The sequence below is a fragment of the Mesorhizobium sp. B3-1-9 genome (assembly GCF_006439595.1).
Lineage (GTDB): Bacteria > Pseudomonadota > Alphaproteobacteria > Rhizobiales > Rhizobiaceae > Mesorhizobium.
The window spans coordinates 57,647-84,056 of sequence record NZ_VFTJ01000006.1 but is presented as its reverse complement, the minus strand read 5'-3'; the positions used below and the strand labels follow the sequence as shown (position 1 = coordinate 84,056).

The following is a 26,410-nucleotide window of genomic DNA, read 5'->3' as shown; positions in this document are numbered from 1 at the left end:
TTCGGCTCGTCCGATGTGGGACTTGCAAGCGCCGGACCTTGGTCCCATCCTATTTCTTATGCTCGGTCATCCGTATGGCGGTGCTAATCGATGGGCGTGATCCTTGCTTTGGCAGCGGTGCTCGTGGTGCTTTTCGGCGCCGCGATGCTCTTTGTGCGCGCGGATGCGGCAAGGATGGCCGACGGTCTGAGATCGCTTGGGCCGGCCTTCCTGGGGTTGGTTGGCGCGCCCATGCTGATCTTCGGCCGCAGCCTTATCGGCGGACTGCTTTTGCTCGCGGCGCTGGCCTGGGTCGGATGGATACGCACAAGGCGGCCTCCGGCGCGGGCGGCCGCCTCCAAGCATTCGACAGTGCGCACCGCCGCGCTCGAAATGGACCTCGACCATGACAGCGGCAGGCTCGAGGGGCTTGTCTTGGCCGGGCGTTATGAAGGCAAGATGCTGGGGGCCATGGGACTGACGGACCTGCGCCAACTTCATGGCGAGCTCAGTCCAGATCCGGAGAGCCGCCAGCTCCTAGAGACGTATCTTGACGGCCGTTTTCCCGTCTGGCGCAAGGACGCGCAGCCTCACGGTGGCGAAGGGCTGGGTGTTGCGCCAGGTGCGGGCGCCATGACTAAGGAGGAGGCCTACAAGGTCCTTGGTCTTGAAGCGGGGGCTGCCGCGGCGGATATCCGCAAGGCGCACCGCCGCCTGATGCAGCGCCTGAACGCCGATGTCGGCGGCACGTCCGTCCTGGCGGCGCGGATCAATGAAGCCAAGGACGTCTTGCTCTCCAATCACGATTAGTCTCCTTCGACGCCGGTACCTTCCGGGAGATTCAACAGCCGCCTATTGCTCGACGGCGTAGCACGAGATTTTCTTGCGCTTCAGGGCATCGCAGGCCTTCCAGGCGGCGCCCTTCGAGCCGAAGCCGCCGAAGCGGGCGCGGTAGTAGGTTGTGCCGTCCTTGTCGAATGCGACGGTGAAGCCCGATGCGTCGGCCAGGATCCTCGGCGCCTGCTTGGCGGTCTGATCGAGCAGTGCCTGGGCTCCCGTTTTCGTCGGCGAGGAGGCAACCTGAACCACCCAGCCGGACGGCACCGACGACGTCTTGACCGGATCGATCGTGGGCGCGGCCGGCGCGGGTTCGGCATAGGCGGTGACGACCTGGGGCGAGGTCTCCTGGGATTCAGGGGCAGGCGCCATGGCGGCGACGGCAACCGTCTTCACCTTCTTGACCTTGATGACGGGCTTCGTCTCCTCGGCGACCTGCTGGACGTCGTCGTCGGCTGAGGCAACGACAGTGTCATCCGTTACCGGCTTGGCGTCCGGAGTGGGCGCGTCATGCTTGGGCAAGAAGACCTTGGCCAAGGTCTTGATCGGATTGTCGCCGCCCTTGGCGATGAGATCGCCACCGCCGCGCGTCGAAGCGCGCGGCAGATAGGTGTTGATCAGCGCAGCCATCTGGTTGTCGCGGCTGCGGCCGGAAGCGCCGCCCATCACCACCGCGACCAGGCGGCGATCGCCGTCGGCCACGGAGGAGACGAGGTTGTAACCCGAGGCGCGGGTGTAGCCGGTCTTGATGCCGTCGACGCCCTTGATGCGGCCAAGCAGGCGGTTGTGGCCGTTGATGCGCTGGCGGCCATACAGGAACGAGCGCTGCGAGAAATAGCCGTAATATTGCGGGTAGTGCTCGCGCAGCGCGATGCCAAGTATGGCCATGTCGTGCGCCGTGGTGAACTGGCCGGGATCGGGCAAGCCGTTGGCGTTGCGGAAAACAGTGCCGGTCATGCCGAGCTGGCGCGCCTTGGCCGTCATCATGCGGGCGAAATTATCTTCGCTGCCGCCGAGCATTTCGCCGAGCGCGGTCGCCGAGTCATTCGCCGACTTCGTTACGATCGACAGAATAGCGGTCTCGACCGGAACCGAGCCGCCGGGCCGAACGCCGAGCTTGGTCGGTGCCTCGGCGGAGGCATGCGCGGAAAACGGAACCGGCGTGTTCTTGCTGATCCTGCCTTTCGCCAACGCCTCGAAGGTCAAATAGAGCGTCATCATCTTGGTGAGCGAAGCCGGATAGCGCCGGCCATTGGCATCGGCCGAATAAAGCACCTTGCCGGTCTTGGCGTCGACGACGATGGCCGCGGACCTTGCCGCAAGAGCCGAAGCGACATCGGCGGCGACAATCGTCACCGCGAGCGCGGCAACCATGATTGCCTTGAAGGAGAGAGAAGATTTGGAGACGAAGCCCGACAACGCCTGACGCACCGTTACTTACCCTGAATTTTCGTTGCCCCGGAGGCGGCAAAGGGAGGCCTGCCTCGCTTCCGGCCAAGCTATCGCGCCCAGCGTTACCAATCCGTTTATGGTAACCGCAGCGTTCACCATTTTTCGGCAAATCGAGCTTCTCTTTAATCGAATTTTACCGGCCGCCGGCGCTGGGCCCCTGCTTACCCAAGGGATTCTTGACTTTTGTGCATCGCACAATATATTGAGGTGCATTGCACAAGGGCGCCCGGGGCCAAAAAGGGCGTTTCAACCAAAGGGAAGCATGAAATGACCCAGACCTATGAGGACTTCACGAAATACGGCAAGGAATTTGCCGACACCGGGCTGAAGAGCTTTGCCTCGCTCAGCAAGGGCGCGCAGGCGATCGCCACCGAAGCCGGCGAATACACCAAGAAGAGCTTCGAAGCCGGCAGCGCCGCCTTCGAGAAGCTGTTCGCGGCCAAGTCGATCGAAAAGGCCGTCGAGATCCAGACCGATTACGCCAAGCAGAGCTATGAGAGCTTCGTGGCCGAGGCCAGCAAGATCGGCAATCTCTATGCCGAACTCGCCAAGGAAGCTTACAAGCCCTTCGAATCGGTGGTCGCCAAGGCGAAGTAATTTCGCCCGATCACACCTGACAAGGCCAGCCGGCCAGTCGGAAAGGCCCGGTCGCGGAAACGCGGCCGGGTTTTTTCATGCGCGATCGCAACTCGATGCACATTAACCGCATTCACGATTGAGAAATTCGCAGAGGTTTGCCCACCTAGCCATATTGTCAGCTAAACAGAAGGGCTTAAAATCGTTCATCGAGAACCTACATGTTGAACTCGCATGAGGATTCGAAAAGGCTGGACTACGTGACGATCGGTTTGACTGCCACGGCAGGCGTGGTGCGAATGCAAGGTGACGGAGACCGCAACGATCCCGGTCGCGGCACCGCTGTCATCACGCGCACCAAAACCAAGACCAAGAAGCCCAGTCTCTACCGGGTCCTCATTCTGAACGACGATTACACGCCGATGGAGTTCGTCGTTCACGTCCTGGAGCGGTTTTTCCAAAAGGACCGCGAGGCCGCCACACGCATCATGCTTCATGTTCACAATCATGGAGTGGGCGAGTGCGGTGTCTACACATTCGAGGTGGCCGAGACCAAAGTGTCCCAGGTCATGGATTTCGCCCGACAGAATCAGCATCCGCTGCAATGCGTGATGGAGAAGAAGTGAGGTAACATGCCGGCTTTCTCCCAAGGCCTGGAAAAGGCGCTACATCAGGCGCTGACATTCGCCAACGAGCGGCATCATGAATATGCGACGCTCGAACATTTGCTGCTCGCCCTGATCGACGACACCGAGGCGGCCGCCGTCATGCGTGCCTGCAACGTCGATCTCGACGAGCTCAAGCATACGGTTCTCACCTATATCGACACCGAGCTCGACAACCTCGTCACCGGTTACGACGAGGATTCGAAGCCGACGGCAGGTTTCCAGCGCGTCATCCAGCGCGCCGTGATCCATGTGCAGTCGTCCGGCCGCGAGGAAGTGTCCGGCGCCAACGTGCTCGTCGCCATCTTCGCCGAGCGCGAGAGCCACGCCGCCTATTTCCTGCAGGAACAGCAGATGACCCGCTACGACGCGGTCAATTACATCTCGCATGGCATCGCCAAGCGCCCGGGCGCTTCGGAGTCGCGCACGCCGCGCGGCGCCGAGGACGAGCAGGGCGGCCAGAATGGCGCCGAGCCGCAGGAAGAGGGCGGCAAGAAGAAGCAGCAGGACGCGCTGACGGCCTACTGCGTCAATCTCAACAACAAGGCGCGGGCCGGCAAGATCGACCCGCTGATCGGCCGTGACAGCGAGATCAACCGCACCATCCAGGTGCTGTGCCGCCGTTCCAAGAACAACCCGCTCTATGTCGGCGACCCCGGCGTCGGCAAGACGGCGATCGCCGAAGGCCTCGCCAAGCGCATCGTCGAAGGCGACGTGCCTGAAGTGCTGCAGGACGCCACCATTTTCGCGCTCGACATGGGCACGCTCTTGGCCGGCACCCGCTATCGCGGCGACTTCGAGGAGCGGCTGAAGCAGGTCGTCAAGGAGCTCGAGGATTATCCGGGCGCTGTGCTGTTCATCGACGAGATCCACACGGTGATCGGGGCGGGCGCCACTTCGGGCGGCGCCATGGATGCATCGAACCTTCTGAAGCCGGCGCTGTCGTCCGGCGCCATCCGCTGCATCGGCTCGACCACCTACAAGGAGTTCCGCCAGTTCTTCGAGAAGGACCGCGCGCTGGTGCGGCGCTTCCAGAAGATCGACGTCAACGAGCCGACCATCGAGGACGCCATCGAGATCATGAAGGGCCTGAAACCCTATTTCGAGGAGTTCCACAAGGTCCGCTACACGAGCGAAGCCATCAAGGCCTCGGTCGAGCTGTCGGCGCGCTACATCAACGACCGCAAGCTGCCGGACAAGGCGATCGACGTGATCGACGAGACCGGCGCCTCGCAGATGCTGGTGCCGGAAGCCAAGCGCAAGAAGACGATCGGCATCAGGGAGATCGAGGCGACGATCGCCACCATGGCGCGCATCCCGCCGAAGACCGTCTCGGCCGATGACGAGAAGGTGCTGCAGGGCCTCGATATCGAGCTGAAGCGCGTCGTCTACGGCCAGGATACGGCCATCACCGCGCTGACCTCGGCGATCAAGCTGGCGCGCGCCGGCCTGCGCGAACCGGAGAAGCCAATCGGCTCCTATCTGTTCTCAGGGCCAACCGGCGTCGGCAAGACGGAAGTGGCCAAGCAGCTTGCCGCCTCGCTTGGCGTCGAGCTGATCCGCTTCGACATGTCGGAATATATGGAACGCCACACCGTCTCGCGGCTGATCGGCGCGCCTCCCGGCTATGTCGGCTTCGACCAGGGCGGCTTGCTGACCGACGGCGTCGACCAGCATCCGCACTGCGTGCTGCTGCTTGACGAGGTCGAGAAGGCGCATCCGGACCTGTTCAACATCCTGCTGCAGGTGATGGACCACGGCAAGCTGACCGACCACAACGGCAAGCAGATCGACTTCCGCAATGTGATCCTGATCATGACCACCAATGCGGGCGCGTCGGATGCGCAGCGCGCGGCGATCGGCTTCGGCTCGACCAAGCGCGAAGGCGACGACGTCGAAGCGATCAACCGGCTGTTCACGCCGGAGTTCCGCAACCGTCTGGACGCTATCATCCCGTTCGGCTCGTTGCCGGTGCCGGTCATCCATCAGGTGGTGCAGAAGTTCGTCATGCAGCTCGAGGCGCAGCTGTCCGAGCGTGGCGTTACCTTCGACCTGTCGCCGGACGCGATCGCCTGGCTGGCCGACAAGGGTTACGACGAGCGCATGGGCGCGCGTCCGCTCGGCCGCGTCATCCAGGAGCACATCAAGAAGCCCCTGGCCGACGAGGTGCTGTTCGGCAAGCTCAAGAAGGGCGGCACGGTGCGCGTCACCGTCGAGAAGAAGGAAACCGGCGAGTCCGGCCTGAAGCTCGAATCACTCGCCGACGAGTCGCCGGTGCAGCCGAAGAAGGAAGAGCCGGAAGACGCGCCGAAGCCGAAAAAGGCGGTCGCCAAGAAGCCTGCGCCCAAGAAGGCGGTGGCGCAGAAGCAGGAGCCGAAAGGCAAGGACGGCAACAAGCGCAGCCTTGTGCCGCAACTGCCGCGCAAGGGCTGACAAGCCCTCGCTTGAAATACAAAGGCCCCGGAAACGGGGCCTTTTTCGTTGAAAGGAGCACCGCTTGGAAGCCGGACAGATCATCATCCTCAACGGCGCGCCGCGCTCGGGAAAATCGAGCATCGCCGCGGCGATCCAGGAGACATTCGAGGGTGTGTGGATCAATCTCGGCGTCGACGCCTGCGCCCAAGCCACGCCGCCGCGGCTGCGCCCGGGTATCGGCCTGCGTCCCGGTGGCGAACGCCCCGACATCGAGGCTTTCGTGCCGCTGCTTTACGCCGCGCTTTACGTTTCGATCGCCGCTCACAGCCGGCTGGGACTCAATGTCGTCGTCGATATCGGTCATCACGACGCCTATTCCAGATCGCTGAACATCCTTCCCCATTGTGCGCGACGCCTGGCCGGCCTGCCGGTGCTGCTCGTCGGCGTCCGCTGCCCGATCGACGAGGTGTTGCGAAGGCGCGCAGCAGGTGGGGCCGGTACACCATATGTCATTGGAACGGACGACGATCCCATGCCGCTGCCCGTCCGCCGCTGGCAGGAAGAGGTGCACAAGCCCGGCCTCTACGACCTGGAAGTCGATACGTCGTTGCTCAGCCCGCGGGCATGCGCGGGGTCGATCCGCGAGAGGCTCATCGCGGGACCAGCGCCAATGGCTTTCCACACATTGGCGAATTTGCCGACCGCCTGAGCGCCGGTCCGTTCAGCTTCCCAGCGCTGCCCGGATCTTGCCGGCGTTCTCGGCCAGCACCTCCGGCTTCTCCATCTGGCCCGAATGCGGCTTCAACGGTACGCCCTCGAAGCGCGGAACGACATGGACATGGAGATGATAGACGGTCTGCCCGGAGGCCGGTTCGTTGAACTGCATCAAGGTGACGCCGTCGGCGTTGAAGGCCTTTTTCACCGCGACCGCAACTTTCTGCGCCACGCCGAATAATGGGCCGAGCGTTGCCGGATCGGCGTCGAGCATGTTGCGCGACGGCGCCTTGGGGACCACCAGCGTGTGGCCCATGCCTTGCGGCATCACATCCATGAAGGCGACGACCGCGTCGTCCTCGTAGACGCGGTGCGAGGGAATCTCGCCGCGCAGGATTTTCGCGAAGATGTTGCCGGGATCATAGGCTTCGGCCATGGGGTGACACTCCCAATTGCATTCGCCGTCCGGTGTAGCGAAGCCGCCGATGGGCGGCAAGGCGCTCAGGCGAGATCGACCATGCCCGCTTCGACAAGAGCCCGGTGGAAGCGCTTCTTGCGCACGGACTCGCTTGCGAAATAGCGAGCGGCACAGTCAGCCAGAAGGGCCGTCCTGGTCGCGAATACCGGATCGAGCGGCAGACGCGCGGCGGACATGGTCAATGTCGACAGGAATGCCGCGTCGAGCATGGCAGGAGCGGCCAGATCGGCGGGCAAAGCGCTGTTGATCGCCTCGATCGCGTAGAAGGTCTTGTGCAAGGCTCTGTCGGAAGGCGGCAGGCCGGTGAGGGCGGCTGTGAATGACGGCTGGTGATCGCCATAACGCACGACGATGGCTGGCCGGCCATTCAGCGCGGTTTCGAGTTGTCCGCGAAACGCGGCATAGGCCTCGACGCTTTCTGCCAGCCGCACGGCATATTCGCCGTAATTCTCATTGCCGCTCAGCGCGACGGCTTCACGGCGGATATCGGCCTGAAGCTCGGGCGGAAAGATGCGGCGACGGTGATCGCCGTGGTTCATCAGCGTCATTATCGAGAGGAAACAGGGCCTCTCGCTTCCCAAGCGGTCCGCAATCCGGTTCAGAGCATGGCTGTAAAGCTGTTCGTCATGGCGCTCGCGACGCCAGCGCTCCAGATCGAAGGGCGGCGGCAAGGTCGCGGCATAGGCGACCTCCTCGAACCCGATCGATTTATAGAAGCGATCGCAATTGACGAAGTTGGGACGATCGCAGCTCACATGCGACACATGGTACCCCATGCCTGAAAGCACCGAGGGCAATGAGTGGCGCACCCGCCCAGCCAGCAGATGAAAGACGAAGCGGCTGTCGTTGCCGAAGGAAAGCGAGGACAGGCCGGTCAGCACCGAGAATTCGGTCTGCAGCGTGCTGCCGCCGAAAACATCGACATGCAAAGCCCCAGACAGACCGTTTGCGGGCGAGAAGAATTGCTCGAAAGCACGGTTGATCGGCACGCCATGGTGCCTCGGATCAAATGTCGATTCGTGCAGGACCATGAAGATGTGCGGTCGAGCCTCGCCGTTATCCCGCTTAGCCGGCACAGGCGGCAGAAACGGCAGCGGATCGTGAGCGATGTCAACGAAGCCCGGCCGTTGCGAAGGTCCCGCGCCGAGCCACGACGCCACGAAGGCGGAGAGATGCGCGCGATCCCTGGTGAGCAGGTCGAAGCGGAAACGAGGCGCTCCGCCGCTCAACCGATAGACTGCCACGTAGATCAGCACGGCTAGGGCGAAAATCGCGAGGCGCAGCGAGAGCGACGTCGCCTGTTCCACCAGAGTTATGTCGACAAGCATGGCGACCGCAGCGATCGCCGCTCCGGCGAAGAGAGCCGGGATCGCCATTCGGGCATTGTCGACAAAGACGCTGCGCCAACTGCTCGCGGCCAGATGGTAGAGATCTCCGGCCAGAAGATTGAAGCCGAGATAGCGGTATTTCAGCTTCGAGGCGATGCCGATGATGGCCGTCAGCATGAGCGTCATCCAGAGCGCGACGATCGCGCCTGGAAAAACCAGGTGCAGGAAAGCAAAGAGAAGGAAGAAGGTGGAAAAGCCGAGAGGCCAGGTTCCCGGCTTGCCTTCGAGCCGGACGGTCAACAGCAGCGCGGCCGCAAGCCCCGCCACACCGAGCCATTGCCCGACGCCCCAAGATGCCCAAAACAGCATGCCAAACCCAAGGTGCTCGCGCACCAATGCCCCTGGCGATGACTTAGCGGATTCCACCAATCCGGTAAACAGCAGGCGTTGAGCCGGCTTCGTTGCTTGGCCAATATTATAGGCAGCTGTCGACGGCAGGCTCTGCTATTGCTTGAGAACCGACATTTGTCGTCTGATGCGGCAATCTAGGACGGAGCAATCATGAAGTGGATCGTCGCCGGTTGGCTGCTGTTCATCGTGTCGGCGCTGTTTTTCATCGCCGCGGCATGGCGCGCGGGCGATTTGCTGGCGCTTGCCGGCGCGGTGCTGTTCCTGGTCGCCTGCTTTTCGTTCCTGGTTCCGATCGCCGCCCGAAAGCCGCACTGACCGCTAGACCTTATTCTGCGAGGTCCTTGCGGAAGGGCGTGTGCTCTTCGAGATACTCGCCCATGCGCTCGACTTCGCGCCGCTCCCGCCTAAGATAGTCGGCGACGGCATTGCGCAGACCGGGATGCGAAATGTAGTGCGCCGAATGCATGGTCACGGGCCGGTAGCCGCGCGCCAGCTTGTGTTCGCCCTGCGCGCCGGCCTCCACCACCTTGAGCTTGCGCTCGATGGCGAAGTCGATTGCCTGATGATAGCAGACCTCGAAATGCAGGAAGGGGTGGTCCTCGATGCAGCCCCAGTTGCGCCCATAAAGCGCGTCGGAACCGATGAAGTTGATGGCGCCCGCAATGTAGCGGCCGTTGCGCTTGGCCATCACCAGAAGAATGTCATCGGCCATGCGCTCGCCGATCAGGGAGAAAAACTGCCGGTTGAGATAGGGCCGGCCCCATTTCCTGCCGCCGGTATCCGTGTAGAAGGCGAAGAAATCGTCCCAGGCGCTTTCGGTGAGGTCCTTGCCGGTCAACCAGTCGATCGAGATGCCATCGGCAAGCGCCTCGCGACGCTCCTTCTTCATCGCCTTGCGCTTGCGCGAGGCAAGCGTGGCGAGGAAGTCATCATAGTTCGAAAAGCCTTCGTTGAAGAAATGGAACTGCTGGTCGGTGCGATGCAGGAAGCCCGCCGCTTCCAGCGTCGCGACATCAGGCTCGTTGGCGAAGGTGACATGCGCGGAAGAGACGCCGAGCTTGTCGGTCACGAGTTTCAGGCCTTCCGCCAGTCCGGCTCTCACGGCACCTACATTCTCGCCTTTGCCGACCAGAAGGCGAGGGCCGGTGACCGGCGTGAACGGCACCGAGCATTGCAGTTTGGGATAGTAGCGGCCACCGGCGCGCTCGAAGGCGTCCGACCAGCCATGGTCGAAGACATATTCGCCCTGGCTGTGTGATTTGAGATAACAGGGGACGGCGCCGAGAAGCCTGCCTTGCGCGGTTTCCAGTCGCAGGTGATGGCCCTGCCAGCCGGTGCGCCGGACGGCGCAGCCGGAATCTTCCAATGCGCTTAGAAAAGCGAATGAAACCAGCGGGTTGTAGCCGTTTTCTTTGTCGCCGCGCGTGGTTCCGGCAAAGCCGTCCCACTCCTCGCAGGTGAAGGCGCCGATGCCCGCCGCGACGCGGATCGCATAATCCGCGTTCGCTGCCCGTCCATCGTCGTCGTCGCCCTGATCCATGGGGCTTATTTAAGCGTCCTCAGGGCTGCTACAAGTCACGTTTTCGGGCATTCCCGAGAGCATGATGCCGAAAAGTGTCAAGCGGTTTTCGGACGACATCATGCTCTCTCTTTAGATTGATTAGAGGCGGATCGGATTTCAGGTCGTTTGACCTGAAATCATCCGGCTCTAGGCGACCTTGACCAGATCGGGTTCGAAACCCTCGAAGGTCATCTGATCGGCATATTTGAAGGTGAGGTCGACCGCCGGCTGGTCGTGCACGGTCCAGGTGATGACCGGCATTTTCAGCTTTTCGCGCACGAAGCTGACGAAGGGGTTGGGCAGGTCGCCAGCGGCGTAAGAGGTGAAGGCGAGGCCGTGCGCGAGCATGGCGAAATGCGCCTCGATCAACTGATTGTCCCTGCCATAGGCGGTCAGCCCGCCGGGGATACCCGGCGCGTCCTTGGCGAAGTCGCGGATCAGCCAGTGATCGAACGACATGATCGCCACCTTGCCCTTGTAGCGCTTGAGCAGCTGACCGACGCTCGCCACCAGCCCGGCATCGTGGCCAGGAACGCCTTTCAGCTCGACCACCAGCGGCACGCGGCCGTCGATCAGGTCGAGCGCTTCCTTGAGCGTCGGCACGTGGTCCTTGGTGCCGCCGATCTTGAGCGTCGCCAGTTCGGCCGCGGTGCGCTGCCAGACGAAGCCGTCCTGGCCGGTCAGCCGTTTCAGATCTCCGTCATGGATGATGACCGGGACGCCGTCCGACGAGATATGCACGTCGCATTCGATGGCATAGCCGCGCTCGGCCGCCGCGGCGAAGGCCGACAGCGTGTTTTCCCAGCGCGTCTTGTTCATGTCGTGGAAGCCGCGATGCGCGACAGGCTGCGCGATCAGCCAGGAAAGATCGGTCATCTTGAACCTCACTCGACTTCGAAGATCGCTTCGATCTCGACCGCGGCGTTGAGCGGCAGCGAGGCGGTGCCGACGGCGGAACGGGCGTGCTTGCCGCGCTCGCCGAGTACCGCGACCAGGAAGTCGGAGGCGCCGTTGGCGACAAGATGCTGTTCGACGAAATCCGGCGCGGAGGCGACGAAGACGGTGATCTTGACCAGGCGGCTAATTTTTTCGAGGTCGCCGAGTGCTGCCTTGGCCTGCGCCAGGATGTTGATGGCGCAGAATTTCGCGCCTTCCTTGCCGGCCGCCGTGTCGATGTCGCGGCCGAGCAACCCGCTTGCCTGCAACTTGCCGTCCTTCAGCGGCAGCTGGCCGGCGGTGAACAGCGTGTTGCCGGTGCGGCAATAGGGCACGTAGTTGGCGGCGGGCGCGGCGGCGGCCGGAAGGGTGACGCCAAGATCGCTTAGCCGCTTTTCGATTGTTTCGCTCATTGGTTTTCCCTATTGCTGGAAGACGCCGCGTTGGCGGGGCCGAAATTGCTATTTTTGCCTCGCTTCCGCCACGACTTTTTTTAAGCTGGACCATCTTTCCCTGCGGCCTGCCCCCCGGCCGCGACGATCGGAGTAACGCATGCGCGCAACGCGCCTTTCCCTCGCCGCCGCCTGTTTTTCGGCGGCGCTTCCGATGGCGCCGGCCTTTGCGGTGCCCGCGCTGCAGGCGCATCGCGCCGTCTACGATCTCACGCTCAGCAAGGCCTCCGACCGTTCAGGCATTACCGGCATCACCGGCCGCATGGTCTACGAGTTCAACGGCTCGGCCTGCGAAGGTTATACGGTCAAGTTCCGCTTCGTCACGCAGATCGTCACCAACGACAACACCAGGCTGACCGACCAGCAGACGACGACTTTCGAGGACGCCGAAGGCAAGACCTTTTCCTTCGTAACGAAATCCTTTGTCGACCAGAACCTCGACAAGGAAGTCAAGGGCACGGCGACCAGGGAAGCGAAGGGCCTGAAGGTCGATATCGACAAGCCGGAGAAGAGCAGCCTCGATCTCGCGGCGACGCAGTTTCCGACCCAGCATCTGGTCGAGCTGATCGGCAAGGCCGAGAAAGGCGAGAATTTCTACCAGACCAATCTGTTCGACGGCTCAGAGGATGCCAACAAGGTGATGACCACCACCGTCATCGTCGGCAAGAAGACGGACGCAGAAAAGGCGGATCCGGAAGCGCCGGCGCTGGCCAAGCTCGCCTCCGACAAATACTGGCCGGTCGACATTGCCTATTTCGACGATACCGACAAAAGCGGCGAGGAGGTGCCGGAGTACCGGATCAGCTTCAAGCTGCACGAGAACGGCATCACTCGCGACCTCGTCATGGACTATGGCGACTTCTCGATGACCGGCAAGCTGGTGAACCTGTCGTTGTTCGACCAGACCAAGCCTTGCCCGGCGTCGAAATAGCAGCGCTTCGACGGTAGCCGCCCTAGCTTGCAGGCCTGGCTTGCGAACGCCATGTGTGAGGCTCACCAAATGCGGCGAGCCTGATGGCGGTCTATGTCGACGCGGCGATCTGGAAATGGGCCGGCCACCGCTGGTGCCATCTCCTTGCCGACGACACGGACGAGCTGCACCGCTTCGCCACCGAACTCGGCCTCAAGCTTTCCTCCTATCAAGGGCCGCCCAAGACGTCGGCGCCGCATTACGACATCACCGGCTTCGAGCGCGATCGCGCGGTTCGGCTTGGCGCCATCGAATGCAGCCGCGAGGAAATCGTCGCGATCTTTCGCCGCGTCAGGGTGCCGAACGGCAAGGTAAAACGCTGAGATTTGGGCGGATCGCCGCAGGTAAGGGCGTTTTCCCGGCTTGCGTTTATGAGACTTCCCCTCTATATGCGCGCTCATTCCACACACGGACTTTGGTGTCTGCCCGGGAGAAATCCGGCTGAAACCTCCGGTGGTATCAGGACATACGTCCGAAATGCCTGTGTCCGTGGAGGCCAACCGGAAAGGAACTAAAGAATGGCTCTGCCAGATTTCAGCATGCGCCAGCTTTTGGAAGCTGGTGTTCACTTCGGCCACCAGACCCACCGCTGGAACCCGAAGATGGCGCCTTACATCTATGGCGCCCGCAACAACATTCACATCATCGACCTGTCGCAGACGGTGCCGCTGCTGCACCAGGCTCTGAAGCAGGTGTCCGACACTGTCGCCAAGGGCGGCCGCGTGCTGTTCGTCGGCACCAAGCGCCAGGCGTCCGACATCGTTGCGGACGCCGCGCAGCGTTCGGCCCAGTACTATGTCAACTCGCGTTGGCTGGGCGGCATGCTCACCAACTGGAAGACGATCTCGAATTCGATCCAGCGCCTGCGCAAGCTCGACGAGACGCTCGCCGGCGAGGCCCAGGGCCTCACCAAGAAGGAGCGCCTGAACCTCGATCGCGAGCGCGAGAAGCTCAACAAGGCTCTCGGCGGCATCAAGGACATGGGCTCGACGCCGGACCTGATGTTCGTCATCGACACCAACAAGGAAGCGATCGCGATCCTCGAGGCCAAGCGCCTGGGCATCCCGGTCGTGGCCATCATCGATTCGAACTGCGACCCGGACAAGATCGACTTCCCGATCCCCGGCAATGATGACGCGGCCCGCGCCATCCAGTTCTATTGCGACCTGATCGCCAAGGCCGCCATCGACGGCATCGCCCGCCAGCAGGGCGCGCTCGGGGTCGACATCGGCGCTTCGGCCGAGACTCCGGTCGAGCCCGCGCTCGACACTCCGGCTGCCGAAGCTCCGGAAGCTTGATAAGGAAGGCCGGGTCCCGGCCTTCATCTTTCCAATAAATTGGCGCGCTAAAGCGCTTTTGCCGAGCGCATCATCGAGTCCCGATGGTGCGTCGGCGCATTTGAAACAAAGAGGCGACAATGACGATTTCGGCTGCACAGGTCAAAGAACTCCGCGACTTGACCGGCGCGGGCATGATGGACTGCAAGGCGGCGTTGAACGAAACCAACGGCGACATGGAAGCGGCCGTCGACTGGCTGCGCAAGAAGGGTATCTCGAAGGCCGACAAGAAGGCCGGGCGCACCGCCGCCGAGGGCCTGATCGGCGTCGATGCCGGCGTGCGTGAGGCCGCGGTTGTCGAAGTCAATTCCGAGACCGATTTCGTCGCCCGCAACGAGCAGTTCCAGGAACTGGTCCGCAATGTCGCGAAGGTCGCGCTCGCCTATGGTGCGACCGAGGCGGTTGCCGCGGCCAAGTATCCGGGCTCCGACAAGACTGTCACCGAGACCGTCAAGGACGCGGTCGGCACCATCGGCGAGAACATCAATTTCCGCCGCTCGGCGAAGCTCACCGTGCCGCATGGCGCGGTGGCGACCTATGTGCACAACGCGGTTGCCGATGGGCTGGGCAAGCTCGGCGTGCTGGTCGCGATCGAGACCACCGGCAACGAGCATGCGGCCAACGCCTTCGCCCGCCAGGTGGCGATGCATGTCGCCGCCAGCAACCCGGTCGCGCTGAGCGCCGAGGAAGTCGATCCGGCGCTGGTCGAGCGCGAGAAGGCGATCTTCTCCGATCAGGCCCGCCAGTCGGGCAAGCCGGAAGCGATCATCGAGAAGATGGTCGAGGGCCGCTTGCGCAAGTTCTATGAAGAGGTCGTGCTTTTGAAGCAGGCCTTCGTGCTCAATCCCGACATCACCGTCGAGAAGGCGTTGAAGGATGCCGAGAAGGAGATCGGCGCTCCGGCGAAGATCACCGCCTATCTGCGTTACGCGCTGGGCGAAGGCATCGAGAAGGAAACGACCGATTTCGCGGCGGAAGTCGCGGCGGCGGTCAAGAAATAGCTCCGATCCGAGGGGAGCGCTCGGCGTTTCCCTTAAGGTGAAGAGCTTACGAGCTCAGGCAACTCGGCCGGGTGTCCGCATGGATGCTCGGCCGATTTCTTGTGCGGTGTCGATAAAGGCCCTGAGCTTCGGCGCCATCGATGCGCGACGCGGAAAGTAAAGGAAAAGACCGGGCTCCTCGATCGCCGTCTGCGGCAGGATCTGGACGAGACGGCCGGCCGCCAAATCGGCGCGCACCAGCGGCTCGAAGACGTAGGCGAGCCCGAGGCCGGCCAGCGCCAGATCGATGGCGCCAAGCGAATCCGTGACGATGGCCGTGCCGCGCGTTTCGACGACGACATCCTTGCCGCTGTCGTTCAAATCCCAGCGGTAAAGCGCGCCCGATCGGACCAGCCGGTAGCCGACGCAATTGTGATTGGCGAGATCGGCCACGTCGCGTGGACGGCCGTGCTTGCCGACATAGGCGGGAGAGGCGACGATCACGGCCTTGAACGGCGGCGTCATCCTGACGGTGACCATGTCCTGCGCGATCATCTCGCCCAACCGGATGCCGGCGTCGAAACCTTCGCCGACGATATCGATAAGTCCCTGGTCGGCAACGATCTCGACCGTCACGTCGGGATAGCGTTCGGCCATGGCCGCGATCACCGGCGTCACCGCCAGGGGGATCGCTATGTTGGAGGCGTTGATCCTGAGCAGGCCGGCCGGCCTTCCCTTCACGCCGCGGATCCGGTCCATCCGCTCGGCGATGTCCTGCAGGGCGGGGGCCGCCGTCTCCACCAGCGCCTTGCCTGCCTCGGTCAGCGAAACGCTGCGTGTCGTGCGCGCAAACAGCGGTTGGCCGATGCGCTCTTCCACCAGCCGCACCGCGTGGCTCACCGCCGAAGCGCTCATGCCGAGCTCGGCCGCGGCAAGCGCAAAGCCGCCGCGTCGCGCGACAGCGACGATGACCGGAAGATGGCTAAGCAGGTCGCGATCCATTCATGAACGATATCGCATGGTCCATGCGAACAATGCAATCTTATCGTTGCTGGCGCGCCGGTCCACATTGTCGCCAGATGTCGGCGGCGGGCTGATGCACAAGGGAGAAAAAAGATGAACGCATTGAGGCACATCACTTTCGCGGCAGGCATGGCGCTGGCCCCGATCGACGCCGGCGGGGCAGAACCGTCCGACTGGCGGGCGCTCGCCGATGAGCGCGCCGTCATCCGCATTGCCGATGCCATCGACCGTGCCGTCGACGCGCAGGACTGGACGCTTGCCCGCAGCTACTTTGCGGATCGGGTGACCGCGGACTTCAGCACTCTGTCTGGACAGCCTGCGGCCAACATCGCCTCGGACGACCTGATCGGCGCCTGGGCGGGCAACCTCAAGGGCAGCAAGACCAGCCTGCATCTGCGCACCAACCATCAGGTGTCCTTCGACGCCGGTGCGGCGACGGTCCGCTCCAACGGCTATGCCTGGAACCGGATGGAAGGAAATGGCGACCCGCTCTGGGAAGTCTGGGGCACCTACGAGCACCACCTGACGCGTTCCGGCACCGGCTGGAAGGTCGACGGCTTCACGTTCCGGATAACGCATGAGCGCGGCAATCCCTGGGTCAAGGCGACTCCCGGCCAATAAGCAGACACGATCGGAGAACATGAGCATGACCTATTACACGCTTGGCAACAGCGGGTTGCGCGTCAGCCGGCTGGCTCTCGGCACCATGACCTTCGGCACCGAATGGGGCTGGGGTGCTGACAGGGACGCTGCCCGCGCGATGTTCGACGCCTATGTCGAAGCGGGCGGCAACTTCTTCGACACGGCTGATCTCTACACCGGCGGCACCGCCGAGACCTGGCTCGGCGAGTTCGTCGCCGAGCGCGGCCTGCGCGACAGGGCAGTGATTGCCACCAAATTCACCTTCAACTCGGAACCGGGCAATCCGAATGCCGGCGGCAATGGCCGCAAGAACATCATGCGGGCCGTCGAAGCCTCGCTGAAACGGCTCGGCACCGACTATATCGACCTTTACCTTCTGCATGTCTGGGACAGGATCACCCCGGCCGAGGAGGTGCTGCGCACGCTTGACGACCTCGTTCGCGCCGGTAAGGTGCGCCATATCGGCCTCTCCGACGTGCCGGCTTGGTATGCCGGCCGCGCCCAGGCGATCGCGGAACTGCGCGGCTACGAACCGGTCTCGGCACTGCAGCTCGAATATTCGCTGGCAGAACGCACGATCGAACATGAATATGTGCCCTTTGCCACCCGTCACGGCGCCGGCATCATGGTATGGAGCCCTCTGGCCAGCGGCCTTTTGAGCGGAAAATACAAGCCGACACAGGACGGCAATGCCGGCCGGCTCGACGGTTTCCGCAACACCACGCATCCCGGCTTCCAGAAATTCAGCGACCGCAACTGGGCGATCGTGGCGGAGCTCGAGAAAGTGGCCGCCGAGCTCGGCCGCAGCATGGCTCAAGTCGCGCTCAACTGGGCGGCGACGCAGCCGGGCATCGCTTCCGTCATCCTCGGAGCGACGAAGCTTGCGCAGCTCGAGGATAATCTCGGCGCGCTCGACTTTTCGATTCCTGCAGAACTTCGCGCGCGGCTGGAAAAGGTCAGCGCCACGTCCGCGCCGTTCCCGCATTCCTATTTCGGCTCGGAAATCCAGGTTCGGGTGACCGGCGGGGCCGTGACTGGCGACAAGCCGGCCGGTTATTCGCCCGCGGTCATGATCGAAGGCGAGGCGGTCAGCATCTCAAGCAACTGAAGAGGCGGCAACTGATCAAAAGGCGGCAACTGACCGAAACAGCCTGGGATTTTGCACGAGGGCGCGGCGTGACATCGCCGCGCCCTTCGTGTATCGGGTCAACCCGTCATGACAGCATCGCCGGATGAAGCGGGGGCGGTTTTGCCTCCAAAATTGCCGCGCCGAGATATTCGAGGATCCAGATGACGGTGAAGCCCCTCTATCGACGTGTCGTGCTGAAAGCTTCCGGCGAAGCGTTGATGGGCGAGCAGCATTTCGGCATCGATGTCTCCGTGGTCGACCGTATCGCCGCCGACATTGCCGAGGCGCGCGCGCTGGGCGTGGAAGTGGGTGTCGTCATCGGCGGCGGCAACATCTTCCGCGGCGTCGCCGTGGCCTCGAAGGGCGGCGACCGCGTCACCGGCGATCACATGGGCATGCTCGCCACCGTCATCAATTCGCTGGCGCTGCGCACCTCGCTCAACAAGATCGGCGTCGACGCCGTCGTGCTTTCGGCGATTGCCATGCCGGAACTTTGCGAGAGCTTTTCGCAGCGCCAGGCAACCGCCTATATGAACCAGGGCAAGGTCGTCATCTTCGCCGGCGGCACCGGCAATCCGTTCTTCACCACCGATTCGGCCGCGGCTCTTCGCGCCGCCGAGATCGGCGCCGATGCGCTGTTCAAGGGCACGCAGGTCGACGGGGTCTATTCGGCCGATCCCAAGAAGGACCCGAACGCGGTCCGTTTCGACCGCATCAGCCACGCGGAGGTCATCAAACGCGGGCTTGCGATCATGGATACCGCCGCGATTGCACTTGCGCGTGAAAACAACATTCCGATAATCGTCTATTCGATCCACGAAAAAGGTGGTTTCGGCGATATTCTGAGGGGCGGCGGCCATTGCACGGTCGTCGCGGACAAATAACCGAGGCCGGGATCCGTCAGACGGAACCGCGGACGGGACGACGGCACAAGCATTGAACCCGGCGAACGGGTCGAGGAGATGATCATGAGTGGCGAGTTCGAAGACCTGAAGCGACGCATGGACGGGGCGATCGCCGCCTTCAAGCACGATCTGGCCTCGCTGCGCACCGGCCGCGCGTCCAGCAACCTGCTCGATGCCGTCCAGGTCCAGGCCTACGGCACGACGATGCCGATCAACCAGGTGGCCAATGTGACGGTGCCGGAGCCGCGCATGATTTCGGTCTCGGTCTGGGACAAATCGATGGTCAGCGCCGTCGACCGCGCCATCCGCGAAGCCAATCTGGGCTTCAACCCGATCGTCGACGGCACCAATCTCAGGATTCCGCTGCCGGAGCTGAACGAGCAGCGCCGCAAGGAACTGGTCAAGATTTCGCACGGCTACGCCGAGAACGCCCGCGTCGCGGCGCGCCATGTGCGGCGCGACGGCATGGATTTCCTCAAGAAGGCGGAGAAGGACGGCACCATCAGCGAGGACGATCAGCGCAAGCGCTCCGACCAGGTGCAGAAGCTGACGGACGAGACGATCAGCACCATCGATCACCTGCTTTCCGATAAGGAAGCTGAAATCATGCAGGTTTAGGGTCGGGTTTTCCGGCCCGAAAGCGAGACCATGGCAACGCCCGCGCATGTCGCCATCATCATGGACGGAAACGGACGCTGGGCCAAGGCGCGCGGCCTGCCGCGCCTTGCCGGGCACCGCGCCGGCGTCGAGGCCCTGCGCAAGACGGTTCGCGCAGCGCCAGGGCTCGGCATATCCTACCTGACCGTCTACGCCTTTTCCTCGGAGAACTGGTCGCGGCCGAAATCCGAGGTCAGCGACCTCATGGGGCTTTTGAAGCTGTTCATCCGCCGCGATCTCGCGGAACTGCACCAGAACGGCGTGCGGGTGAGGGTGATCGGCGACAAGGAGGGGCTGCAGCCCGATATCAGAGGGCTGTTGCAGGAGGCCGAATCGCTGACCGCCGACAACGAGTCGCTGACGCTGGTGATCGCCTTCAACTATGGCGGCCGCGACGAGATCGTCCGCACGGCGCGCAGGCTGGCGGATGCCGTCGCGCGCGGCGACATGGCGAGCGACGCGATCACGGCGGAAAGTTTTGCCGCGTCGCTCGACACAAAGGGCATTCCCGATCCCGAGCTGGTGATCCGAACCAGCGGCGAGCTCAGGCTGTCGAACTTCCTTCTCTGGCAGGCTGCCTATAGCGAGCTCATCTTCCTGCCTTGCTATTGGCCGGACTTCAGCCGCGAGCACCTGGCCGACGCCTTGCGCGACTTTGCCGGCCGAGAACGACGCTTCGGCGGGCTTGCCGCCCGCGACGTCGCGCTTTAGGCGCCGCCACGCATGAGCAATCTCAAGCAGCGCGTCATCTCGGCAATCGTGATGGCGGTGCTGACGCTTGCGCTCACCTGGCTCGGCGGATTGCCGTTTCGGCTGTTCTGCGCGGGAATAGCGGCGCTGATCTTCTATGAATGGACGCGCATGGCGCGTCCCGCGAGCGGGGCGGCTCTCGGCTTCCTGCCGGAAGCGCTGATTCTGGTTTTCATCGGCGCGCTGATCGCCGGCGTGCCGGCTTTGTGGCTGCTCTTGCTTGTCGCGATCCTTGTGGCGGTCGCGGCCATTGCCGCCCGCGTCGGAGGGCCTGCGCCGTGGGAAGCCCCTGGACTGGCCTATGCGGCTCTTTCCGGCTTTTCGCTCGCCTATGTCCGTGACGGCAATCATTCTGGACTGATTGCGATTCTCTTCCTGTTCGCCGTGGTCTGGGCGACCGACATTGCGGCCTATTTCGTCGGCCGTGCGGTCGGCGGCCCGAAGCTCGCGCCGTCGATCTCGCCCGGCAAGACGCAGAGCGGCGCGCTGGGCGGCGCGGCCGGCGGCGTTGTCGCCGGCTTGCTGCTGGCGGTTGCGGCCGGGGCCGGCAATCTCGTCCAGCTTGGCCTCGTCGCCCTGGCGCTTTCGATCGTTTCGCAGATCGGCGATCTGTCCGAATCATGGGTCAAGCGCCGGCACGGCGCCAAGGATTCCAGCAATCTCATTCCCGGCCATGGCGGCGTCATGGACAGGGTGGACGGGCTTGTCGCGGCCGCGTTCGCGCTGTACGTCTTGGGCTGGATCGCGGCGGGCGCCGAGCATCCGGCACTGGGGCTGTTTCCGAACTGAACGACGCAGCAGTAAGGCGAAAAATGGCGCGCTCCACGGATTCGCCCGGATTGATGCCACAGTCGCGGTGGAGTGTCGCGTGCGGGCGAATTTGAGGGCATGACTTGAACGACATCTTTCACGCGGTCTTCAGCACACAAGGCTTCGTCCTTGGCACGCTGGTGCCGTTCCTGTTCGTGCTGACCGTGGTCGTGTTCGTCCACGAGATGGGCCACTATCTGATCGGCCGCTGGTGCGGCATCGGCGTGAAGGCTTTTTCTATCGGCTTCGGCCCTGAGATCTTCGGTTTCTACGACCGCCGCGGCACGCGCTGGAAGCTCTGCGCCATTCCGCTTGGCGGCTACGTCAAATTTGTCGGCGACATGAACGCGACATCGAGCCAGCCGAGCACGGAAGAGCTCGAATCGCTGACGGAAGCCGAGCGCGAGGTCGCCTTCCACACGCAACCCATCTGGAAGCGCGCCGCTACCGTCGTTGCGGGGCCGCTGTTCAATTTTCTGCTGACGATCGTCGTGTTCGCGGTGCTGTTTTCGCTTTATGGCCGTCCGGTCCTGGAGCCGACAGTCGCCGAAGTCACCAAGGGCAGCCCAGCGGAAAAGGCTGGAATCCAGCCAGGCGACCGATTCGTCAAAGTCGACGGCAGCAAGGTGGAGACCTTCGCCGACGTGCAGCGGCTGGTTTCGGGCCGGGCGGGCGACGCCATCGCCTTCACCATGCTGCGCGACGGCAAGGAAATCGACGTTACGGCCACGCCGGAGCCGATGGAGCAGCAGGATGCGCTGGGCAACAAGATCAAGGTCGCGGTTATCGGCGTCGTCAACAACGCCGAGCTCGGCCAGCCGCGCCTGATCTCCTATACGCCGGCCGGCGCCGTTGTGGCAGCGGTGGAGGAAACCGGGCATGTGATCGAGCGCACCGGCCAGTTCCTGCAACGTTTTGCGCTTGGACGCGAGGACAAATGCCAACTGGGCGGTCCGATCAAGATCGCGAAGATGTCGGGTCAGGCAGCCAAGCTCGGCTTCGAGTGGCTGGTGCAGCTTGTTGCATTTCTGTCAGTCGGGATAGGATTTCTCAATCTCCTGCCGATTCCCCCTCTCGACGGCGGCCACCTCTTGTTCTACGGCGTGGAGGCCATCATACGGCGGCCCGTTTCGGAGCGAATGATGGAGATGGCCTACCGGGCCGGGCTGTTCCTGGTGCTCGGCTTCATGGGCTTCGTGTTTTGGAACGATCTGTTTGGGTGCTGAAATCATGAAGAAATTTGGCTTCAGCCCCGGTCATATTGAGATGCCGTTTACCATGCGTGGGGATATGCGTGACGCGAAAGCCACGCGGTACGGTTAAGTAAATACAAATTAACCGGGAGCCTTGCGTGTAGGGAAAATCCGGTTAATACGGTAAGGGAAAATACCGCACGTCCGGTTTTCTCGCCGTGGGGACTACGAGAAAAAGGTACAAAAGCCCGATGAAGGCAGCATCCAAGTTTCTGAGCGCCGCTTCCGCGGCGGCTTTGTCCGCCGCTCTGGTCGTACCAGGCGCGCTCGCAGTGCAGTTCGCCGCCACGTCGGTGGCCGAGGCCGCGGTCATTTCGCGTGTCGAGGTAAGCGGCAACCAGCGGGTCGATGCGGAAACCATCCGCAATTACATTTCGATCAAGCCGGGCAAGCCTTTCTCCAGCTCCGATATCGACGACGCCGTCAAGGCGCTGTTCGGCACCGGCCTGTTCTCGGACGTTCAGATTAACCAGGTCGGTTCGAGCCTGGTCGTCAAGGTTTCGGAATACAAGGTCGTCAACCAGGTCCTGTTCCAGGGCAACAAGAAGCTGAAGGACAACGCGCTCCAGGCCGCCATCCAGCTGAAGCCGCGCGCGACCTTCTCGCAGCAGGCGCTGGATGCCGATGTCGAGTCGGTCAAAGCCGCCTACAAGCGCATCGGCCGCGACGACGCCGCGGTGACCACGCAGATCATGGATCTCGGCGACAACCGCGTGAACGTGGTCTTCAACATCAACGAAGGCGGCCGCACCCAGATCGCGGCGATCAATTTCGTCGGCAATCACGCTTATTCCAGCCGCCGTCTGTCGGACGTCATCAACACCAAGCGCTCGTCGTGGCTCTCCTTCGTGCTGCGCGACGACGTCTATGACGAGGACAAGCTGCGCGCCGACCAGGAGCTGCTGCGCCGCTTCTACTACAATCACGGCTATGCCGACTTCCAGGTCGTCTCGGCCGTCGGCGAGCTCGACGATACCACCAACAAATACACGGTCACCATCACCGTGCAGGAAGGCGATCGCTATACGTTCGGCGACGTCAGCGTGGAAAGCACCATTCCCGAGGTCGACTCGAAGTCGCTGGAATCCGCGGTCGAGACCCACAAGGGCGACGTCTACAACGCCAAGGACGTCGAGGATTCGATCGTCGCCTTGACCGAGAAGGTCGCGGGCTCGGGCTATGCCTTCGCCCAGGTGACGCCGCGCGGCGACCGTAATTTCGAAAACCACACCATTTCGGTCGTCTACACCATCGACCAGGGCACCAAGGCCTATGTCGAGCGCATCGAAATCCGCGGCAACGACCGCACGCGCGACTATGTCATCCGGCGCGAATTCGATGTCAGCGAAGGCGACGCCTTCAACCAGGTTCTCATCCAGCGCGCGAAGAAGCGGTTGGAAAACCTTGATTACTTCCAGTCCGTGGACATTTCGACGGTTCCGGGCTCTGCCCCTGACCAGGTCGTGCTCGTGGTCACCGTGGTCGAGAAGTCGACGGGCGAGTTCTCGGTCGGCGCCGGCTATTCGACCGGCGGCGACACGCCCGGCCCGTCCATCGAAGGCTCGATCACCGAACGCAACTTCCTCGGCCGTGGCCAGTACATCAAGCTGTCGGCCGGCGGCGGCAAGAATTCGCGCGACTTCGCCCTTTCCTTCACCGAGCCCTACTTCCTCGGCCGGCGCATCGCGGCGGGTTTCGACATCTACAAGTCGACCCGCGAATACGATCACTACAATACGGACACCACCGGCGCGACCGTTCGCTTCGGCCTGCCGATCACCGACAATATTTCGACGCAGCTCGCGTACAATATCTCGCAAGAGAAGTACTCGCTTGCAGACGATTGCACGACCAACGGGATCTACGATTCAACCAAGTGCACCATCTCTCAGGCGATTCGGGATGGTGTTGCGGAAAGCCCTTGGCTCAAGTCCTCGGTCAGTCTCGGTCTGGTCTACAACACAATCGACGATATGAAGAACCCGCATGAGGGCCTTTATATCACCGGTACAACCGAGTTTGCCGGTTTGGGCGGCGACGCCAAGTGGGTCAAGCTTACGGGACGCGCAAGCGTCTACCAGACCTTGTCCGAGCAGCTTGATATCGTCGGCCTTGTTTCGGGCGGAGCAGGCTACATCGCGGGCTACGGCAGTGGCGATCTTCGCATCTTCGATCTCTTCCAGAGCAACGATCGCATGATCCGCGGCTTCGAGTATGGCGGCATCGGTCCGGTTGCCGGTGACGGCAGCGGTGATCACCTTGGCGGCACGACGTATTTCAATGCCTCCGCAGAAGCCCAGTTCCCGCTTCCAGTCATTCCGGAGAGCTTCGGTCTGCGTGGCGCCGTCTTTGCGGATGCGGCCACGCTTTATGGCAACAACCTTGTCGGCGTTAGCACAGACTCGGCTGGCATGAAGCTGCGCGCCTCGGTCGGTGTCGGCCTGATGTGGGCCTCGCCGTTCGGCCCGATCCGCATCGACTATGCGATCCCGGTCAAGAAAGAGTCGACCGACAACGTGCAGGAATTCAACTTCGGTATCGCCACCCGCTTCTAATTTCGTGGTTGCGATGGTTCCGGGCCGGCTGACGGCCCGGAGTGGACCGATCCGACCCAGCTGGATATAGCTTCTGGAATGACCGATCCGGTGTTCTTCGCGCCTTCACGCCGGTATACGGCTGGCGAGGTCGCGAATCTGACCGGCGCCAGCCTGCTCGATTCCGATCAGGCCGAAATTGCCATCGAGGCGCTGGCTCCGGCCAACGAGGGTGGCAATGGCGCGCTCGTCTTTGTCGACGGCAAGCGCAATTTCGCCCTGATGCAGTCGCTCAGGGCGGCCGCGGTGCTGTGTCCTGCCGATTTTGCCAGCAAGGCGCCACCGGGCATCGCGGTGCTCATGCATCCGCGTCCGCAGCAAGCTTTCGCGATGGTCGGGCGCCTGTTGTTTCCGCAGGCCGCGACTCCGGGGCCAATGACCGGAGAAACCGGCATCTCGGCGCATGCGTTTATCGATCCATTCGCGCATGTCGAGGACGGGGCGATCGTGGAGGCGGGTGCCGTGATCGGTCCCGGCGTATCCATCGGCAGCGGCACGGTCGTCGCGCCCCACGCCGTTATCGGCCGTTCCTGCCAGATCGGCCGCGACGGCTTCATCGGCCCCGGTGCCAGCATTCAATATGCGCTTGTCGGCAATCGCGTCATCATCCATGGCGGCGCCAGGATCGGCCAGGATGGTTTCGGCTTCGTCGGCGGCGCCAAAGGACCTGAACGCGTGCCGCAGATCGGCCGCGTCATCATCCAGGACGATGTCGAGATCGGCTCCAATTCGACCGTCGACCGCGGCGCCATGTCCGACACCATCATCGGCCAAGGCACCAAGATCGACAATCTGGTGCAGATCGCCCACAATGTTCGCATCGGCCGCAATTGCATTATAGCCGGGCTTTCGGGTATTTCCGGTTCCGTCGTCGTCGGCGACAACGTCACCATGGGCGGCGGTGTCGGCCTTGCCGATCATCTGACCATCGGACCAGGGGCCAAGCTTGCTGCGAGAAGTGGATTCATGAACAACGTGCCGGCAGGCGAGGTCTGGGGAGGTTATCCGGCGCAGCCCATGGCGGAAGCCATGCGCGAGATAGCGATGCTGCGCAGGATGGCCAGGACGCGCAAGCAAGGCGACGGAAATGGCTGATATGGTGGCAACGACACTCGACGCGGTCGACATCATGGGGCTTATGAAGCTCCTGCCGCATCGCTATCCATTCCTGCTGATCGATCGCATCGTCGACATAGACGGCGACGAGTCCGCTGTCGGCATCAAGAACGTGACCATCAACGAGCCGCATTTCCAGGGCCATTTTCCCCAGCAGCCGGTCATGCCCGGTGTGCTCATCATCGAGGCCATGGCCCAGACCGCGGGCGCGATCTGCATTCGCAGCCTCAACACCGAGAAGCCGTCGCTGGTTTATTTCATGACCATCGACAACGCGAAATTCCGCAAGCCGGTCGTTCCGGGCGATCAGCTCAGGATCCACGTCAAAAAGATCAAGAAACGCGGCAACCTGCTGAAATTCGCTTGCGAGGCGATGGTTGACGGCGCGAAAGCCGCCGAAGCCGAGGTTTCGGCCATGATGGTTACCGGCTGACGGTTCG

The 26,410-nt window shown here is 62.8% G+C and carries 27 protein-coding genes; 20 read left to right on the top strand and 7 right to left on the bottom strand.

Annotated features, from left to right (window positions below; genetic code table 11):
- The first annotated feature begins 90 nt into the window (after nt 1-90).
- Nucleotides 91-789, top strand: a complete 699-nt coding sequence (locus FJW07_RS12930) for a molecular chaperone DnaJ (RefSeq protein ID WP_140642748.1) — start codon at nt 91-93, stop codon at nt 787-789.
- A gap of 42 nt (nt 790-831) precedes the next feature.
- On the opposite strand, the gene FJW07_RS12925 is transcribed toward FJW07_RS12930, so the two are convergent.
- Nucleotides 832-2,247: a D-alanyl-D-alanine carboxypeptidase gene (locus tag FJW07_RS12925; RefSeq protein ID WP_140856809.1), complete on the bottom strand. Its 1,416-nt coding sequence runs from the start codon at nt 2,245-2,247 to the stop codon at nt 832-834.
- A gap of 288 nt (nt 2,248-2,535) precedes the next feature.
- Between FJW07_RS12925 and FJW07_RS12920 the strand changes: the two genes are divergently transcribed.
- From FJW07_RS12920 to FJW07_RS12905, 4 genes are all read left to right on the top strand, one after another.
- On the top strand, nt 2,536-2,865 hold the full coding sequence (locus FJW07_RS12920; protein ID WP_140642744.1) for a phasin family protein: 330 nt from the start codon (nt 2,536-2,538) through the stop codon (nt 2,863-2,865).
- Between the two features lie 278 nt (nt 2,866-3,143).
- On the top strand, nt 3,144-3,470 hold the full coding sequence (gene clpS / locus FJW07_RS12915) for an ATP-dependent Clp protease adapter ClpS (protein WP_041000825.1): 327 nt from the start codon (nt 3,144-3,146) through the stop codon (nt 3,468-3,470).
- Between the two features lie 6 nt (nt 3,471-3,476).
- Nucleotides 3,477-5,942 carry an ATP-dependent Clp protease ATP-binding subunit ClpA gene (clpA, locus tag FJW07_RS12910; protein ID WP_140642742.1) on the top strand — a complete coding sequence of 822 codons (2,466 nt, stop codon included), beginning with the start codon at nt 3,477-3,479 and terminating at the stop codon, nt 5,940-5,942.
- Nucleotides 5,943-6,006: 64 nt separating this feature from the next.
- Entirely contained in the window at nt 6,007-6,633 is a 627-nt protein-coding gene (locus tag FJW07_RS12905; RefSeq protein ID WP_140642740.1) for a chloramphenicol phosphotransferase, read from the top strand.
- A gap of 12 nt (nt 6,634-6,645) precedes the next feature.
- On the opposite strand, the gene FJW07_RS12900 is transcribed toward FJW07_RS12905, so the two are convergent.
- Both FJW07_RS12900 and FJW07_RS12895 read right to left on the bottom strand, forming a co-directional pair.
- Entirely contained in the window at nt 6,646-7,074 is a 429-nt protein-coding gene (locus tag FJW07_RS12900; protein ID WP_140642737.1) for an HIT family protein, read from the bottom strand.
- 65 nt (nt 7,075-7,139) lie between these two features.
- Nucleotides 7,140-8,837, bottom strand: a complete 1,698-nt coding sequence (locus FJW07_RS12895; RefSeq protein ID WP_140856807.1) for a sulfatase-like hydrolase/transferase — start codon at nt 8,835-8,837, stop codon at nt 7,140-7,142.
- A gap of 168 nt (nt 8,838-9,005) precedes the next feature.
- Between FJW07_RS12895 and FJW07_RS12890 the strand changes: the two genes are divergently transcribed.
- Nucleotides 9,006-9,170 carry a cytochrome oxidase subunit III gene (locus FJW07_RS12890; RefSeq protein ID WP_140642732.1) on the top strand — a complete coding sequence of 55 codons (165 nt, stop codon included), beginning with the start codon at nt 9,006-9,008 and terminating at the stop codon, nt 9,168-9,170.
- A 10-nt stretch (nt 9,171-9,180) separates the two neighbouring features.
- On the opposite strand, the gene FJW07_RS12885 is transcribed toward FJW07_RS12890, so the two are convergent.
- From FJW07_RS12885 to FJW07_RS12875, 3 genes are all read right to left on the bottom strand, one after another.
- A complete protein-coding gene (locus FJW07_RS12885; protein WP_140856805.1) occupies nt 9,181-10,395 on the bottom strand; it encodes a GNAT family N-acetyltransferase in 1,215 nt (404 codons plus the stop codon).
- Between the two features lie 168 nt (nt 10,396-10,563).
- Nucleotides 10,564-11,292: a glycerophosphodiester phosphodiesterase gene (locus tag FJW07_RS12880; protein WP_140856803.1), complete on the bottom strand. Its 729-nt coding sequence runs from the start codon at nt 11,290-11,292 to the stop codon at nt 10,564-10,566.
- Between the two features lie 8 nt (nt 11,293-11,300).
- Nucleotides 11,301-11,765 (bottom strand): RidA family protein, encoded by a 465-nt coding sequence (locus tag FJW07_RS12875; RefSeq protein WP_140653090.1) that lies wholly within the window; start codon nt 11,763-11,765, stop codon nt 11,301-11,303.
- Nucleotides 11,766-11,904: 139 nt separating this feature from the next.
- Between FJW07_RS12875 and FJW07_RS12870 the strand changes: the two genes are divergently transcribed.
- The 4 genes from FJW07_RS12870 to tsf all read left to right on the top strand — a co-directional run bounded on the left by FJW07_RS12870 (nt 11,905) and on the right by tsf (nt 15,112).
- Nucleotides 11,905-12,735, top strand: coding sequence for a cell envelope integrity EipB family protein (locus tag FJW07_RS12870; RefSeq protein WP_140856801.1), 831 nt, complete (start codon nt 11,905-11,907; stop codon nt 12,733-12,735).
- An 83-nt stretch (nt 12,736-12,818) separates the two neighbouring features.
- Nucleotides 12,819-13,097, top strand: a complete 279-nt coding sequence (locus FJW07_RS12865) for a DUF4031 domain-containing protein (protein ID WP_040987257.1) — start codon at nt 12,819-12,821, stop codon at nt 13,095-13,097.
- Nucleotides 13,098-13,292: 195 nt separating this feature from the next.
- Nucleotides 13,293-14,072, top strand: a complete 780-nt coding sequence (gene rpsB, locus FJW07_RS12860; RefSeq protein WP_140856799.1) for a 30S ribosomal protein S2 — start codon at nt 13,293-13,295, stop codon at nt 14,070-14,072.
- Between the two features lie 119 nt (nt 14,073-14,191).
- Nucleotides 14,192-15,112 carry a translation elongation factor Ts gene (tsf, locus tag FJW07_RS12855; protein WP_140856797.1) on the top strand — a complete coding sequence of 307 codons (921 nt, stop codon included), beginning with the start codon at nt 14,192-14,194 and terminating at the stop codon, nt 15,110-15,112.
- A gap of 54 nt (nt 15,113-15,166) precedes the next feature.
- On the opposite strand, the gene FJW07_RS12850 is transcribed toward tsf, so the two are convergent.
- Nucleotides 15,167-16,093 carry a LysR family transcriptional regulator gene (locus FJW07_RS12850; protein WP_140856795.1) on the bottom strand — a complete coding sequence of 309 codons (927 nt, stop codon included), beginning with the start codon at nt 16,091-16,093 and terminating at the stop codon, nt 15,167-15,169.
- A gap of 114 nt (nt 16,094-16,207) precedes the next feature.
- On the opposite strand from FJW07_RS12850, the gene FJW07_RS12845 reads away from it, so the two are divergent.
- The 10 genes from FJW07_RS12845 to fabZ all read left to right on the top strand — a co-directional run bounded on the left by FJW07_RS12845 (nt 16,208) and on the right by fabZ (nt 26,403).
- On the top strand, nt 16,208-16,735 hold the full coding sequence (locus FJW07_RS12845) for a nuclear transport factor 2 family protein (RefSeq protein WP_140856793.1): 528 nt from the start codon (nt 16,208-16,210) through the stop codon (nt 16,733-16,735).
- Nucleotides 16,736-16,754: 19 nt separating this feature from the next.
- Entirely contained in the window at nt 16,755-17,864 is a 1,110-nt protein-coding gene (locus FJW07_RS12840; RefSeq protein ID WP_140856791.1) for an aldo/keto reductase, read from the top strand.
- Between the two features lie 182 nt (nt 17,865-18,046).
- Entirely contained in the window at nt 18,047-18,769 is a 723-nt protein-coding gene (gene pyrH, locus FJW07_RS12835; protein WP_095765617.1) for a UMP kinase, read from the top strand.
- A gap of 84 nt (nt 18,770-18,853) precedes the next feature.
- Nucleotides 18,854-19,408, top strand: coding sequence for a ribosome recycling factor (gene frr / locus FJW07_RS12830; RefSeq protein ID WP_140642694.1), 555 nt, complete (start codon nt 18,854-18,856; stop codon nt 19,406-19,408).
- A gap of 30 nt (nt 19,409-19,438) precedes the next feature.
- Nucleotides 19,439-20,158: an isoprenyl transferase gene (locus tag FJW07_RS12825; RefSeq protein WP_140653097.1), complete on the top strand. Its 720-nt coding sequence runs from the start codon at nt 19,439-19,441 to the stop codon at nt 20,156-20,158.
- A 12-nt stretch (nt 20,159-20,170) separates the two neighbouring features.
- Entirely contained in the window at nt 20,171-20,986 is an 816-nt protein-coding gene (locus FJW07_RS12820) for a phosphatidate cytidylyltransferase (RefSeq protein ID WP_140856789.1), read from the top strand.
- 104 nt (nt 20,987-21,090) lie between these two features.
- Entirely contained in the window at nt 21,091-22,233 is a 1,143-nt protein-coding gene (gene rseP, locus FJW07_RS12815; protein WP_140856787.1) for an RIP metalloprotease RseP, read from the top strand.
- Nucleotides 22,234-22,451: 218 nt separating this feature from the next.
- Nucleotides 22,452-24,815: an outer membrane protein assembly factor BamA gene (bamA, locus tag FJW07_RS12810; protein WP_140856785.1), complete on the top strand. Its 2,364-nt coding sequence runs from the start codon at nt 22,452-22,454 to the stop codon at nt 24,813-24,815.
- A 78-nt stretch (nt 24,816-24,893) separates the two neighbouring features.
- The gene (lpxD, locus tag FJW07_RS12805; RefSeq protein WP_140856783.1) at nt 24,894-25,949 is read left to right on the top strand and encodes a UDP-3-O-(3-hydroxymyristoyl)glucosamine N-acyltransferase; all 1,056 of its coding nucleotides are present in this window, start codon (nt 24,894-24,896) and stop codon (nt 25,947-25,949) included.
- Complete coding sequence (gene fabZ, locus FJW07_RS12800; protein WP_140642679.1) at nt 25,942-26,403, top strand: 3-hydroxyacyl-ACP dehydratase FabZ; 462 nt, start codon at nt 25,942-25,944, stop codon at nt 26,401-26,403. The genes lpxD and fabZ overlap by 8 nt, the downstream gene beginning before the upstream one ends.
- The last annotated feature ends 7 nt before the right edge of the window (nt 26,404-26,410 follow it).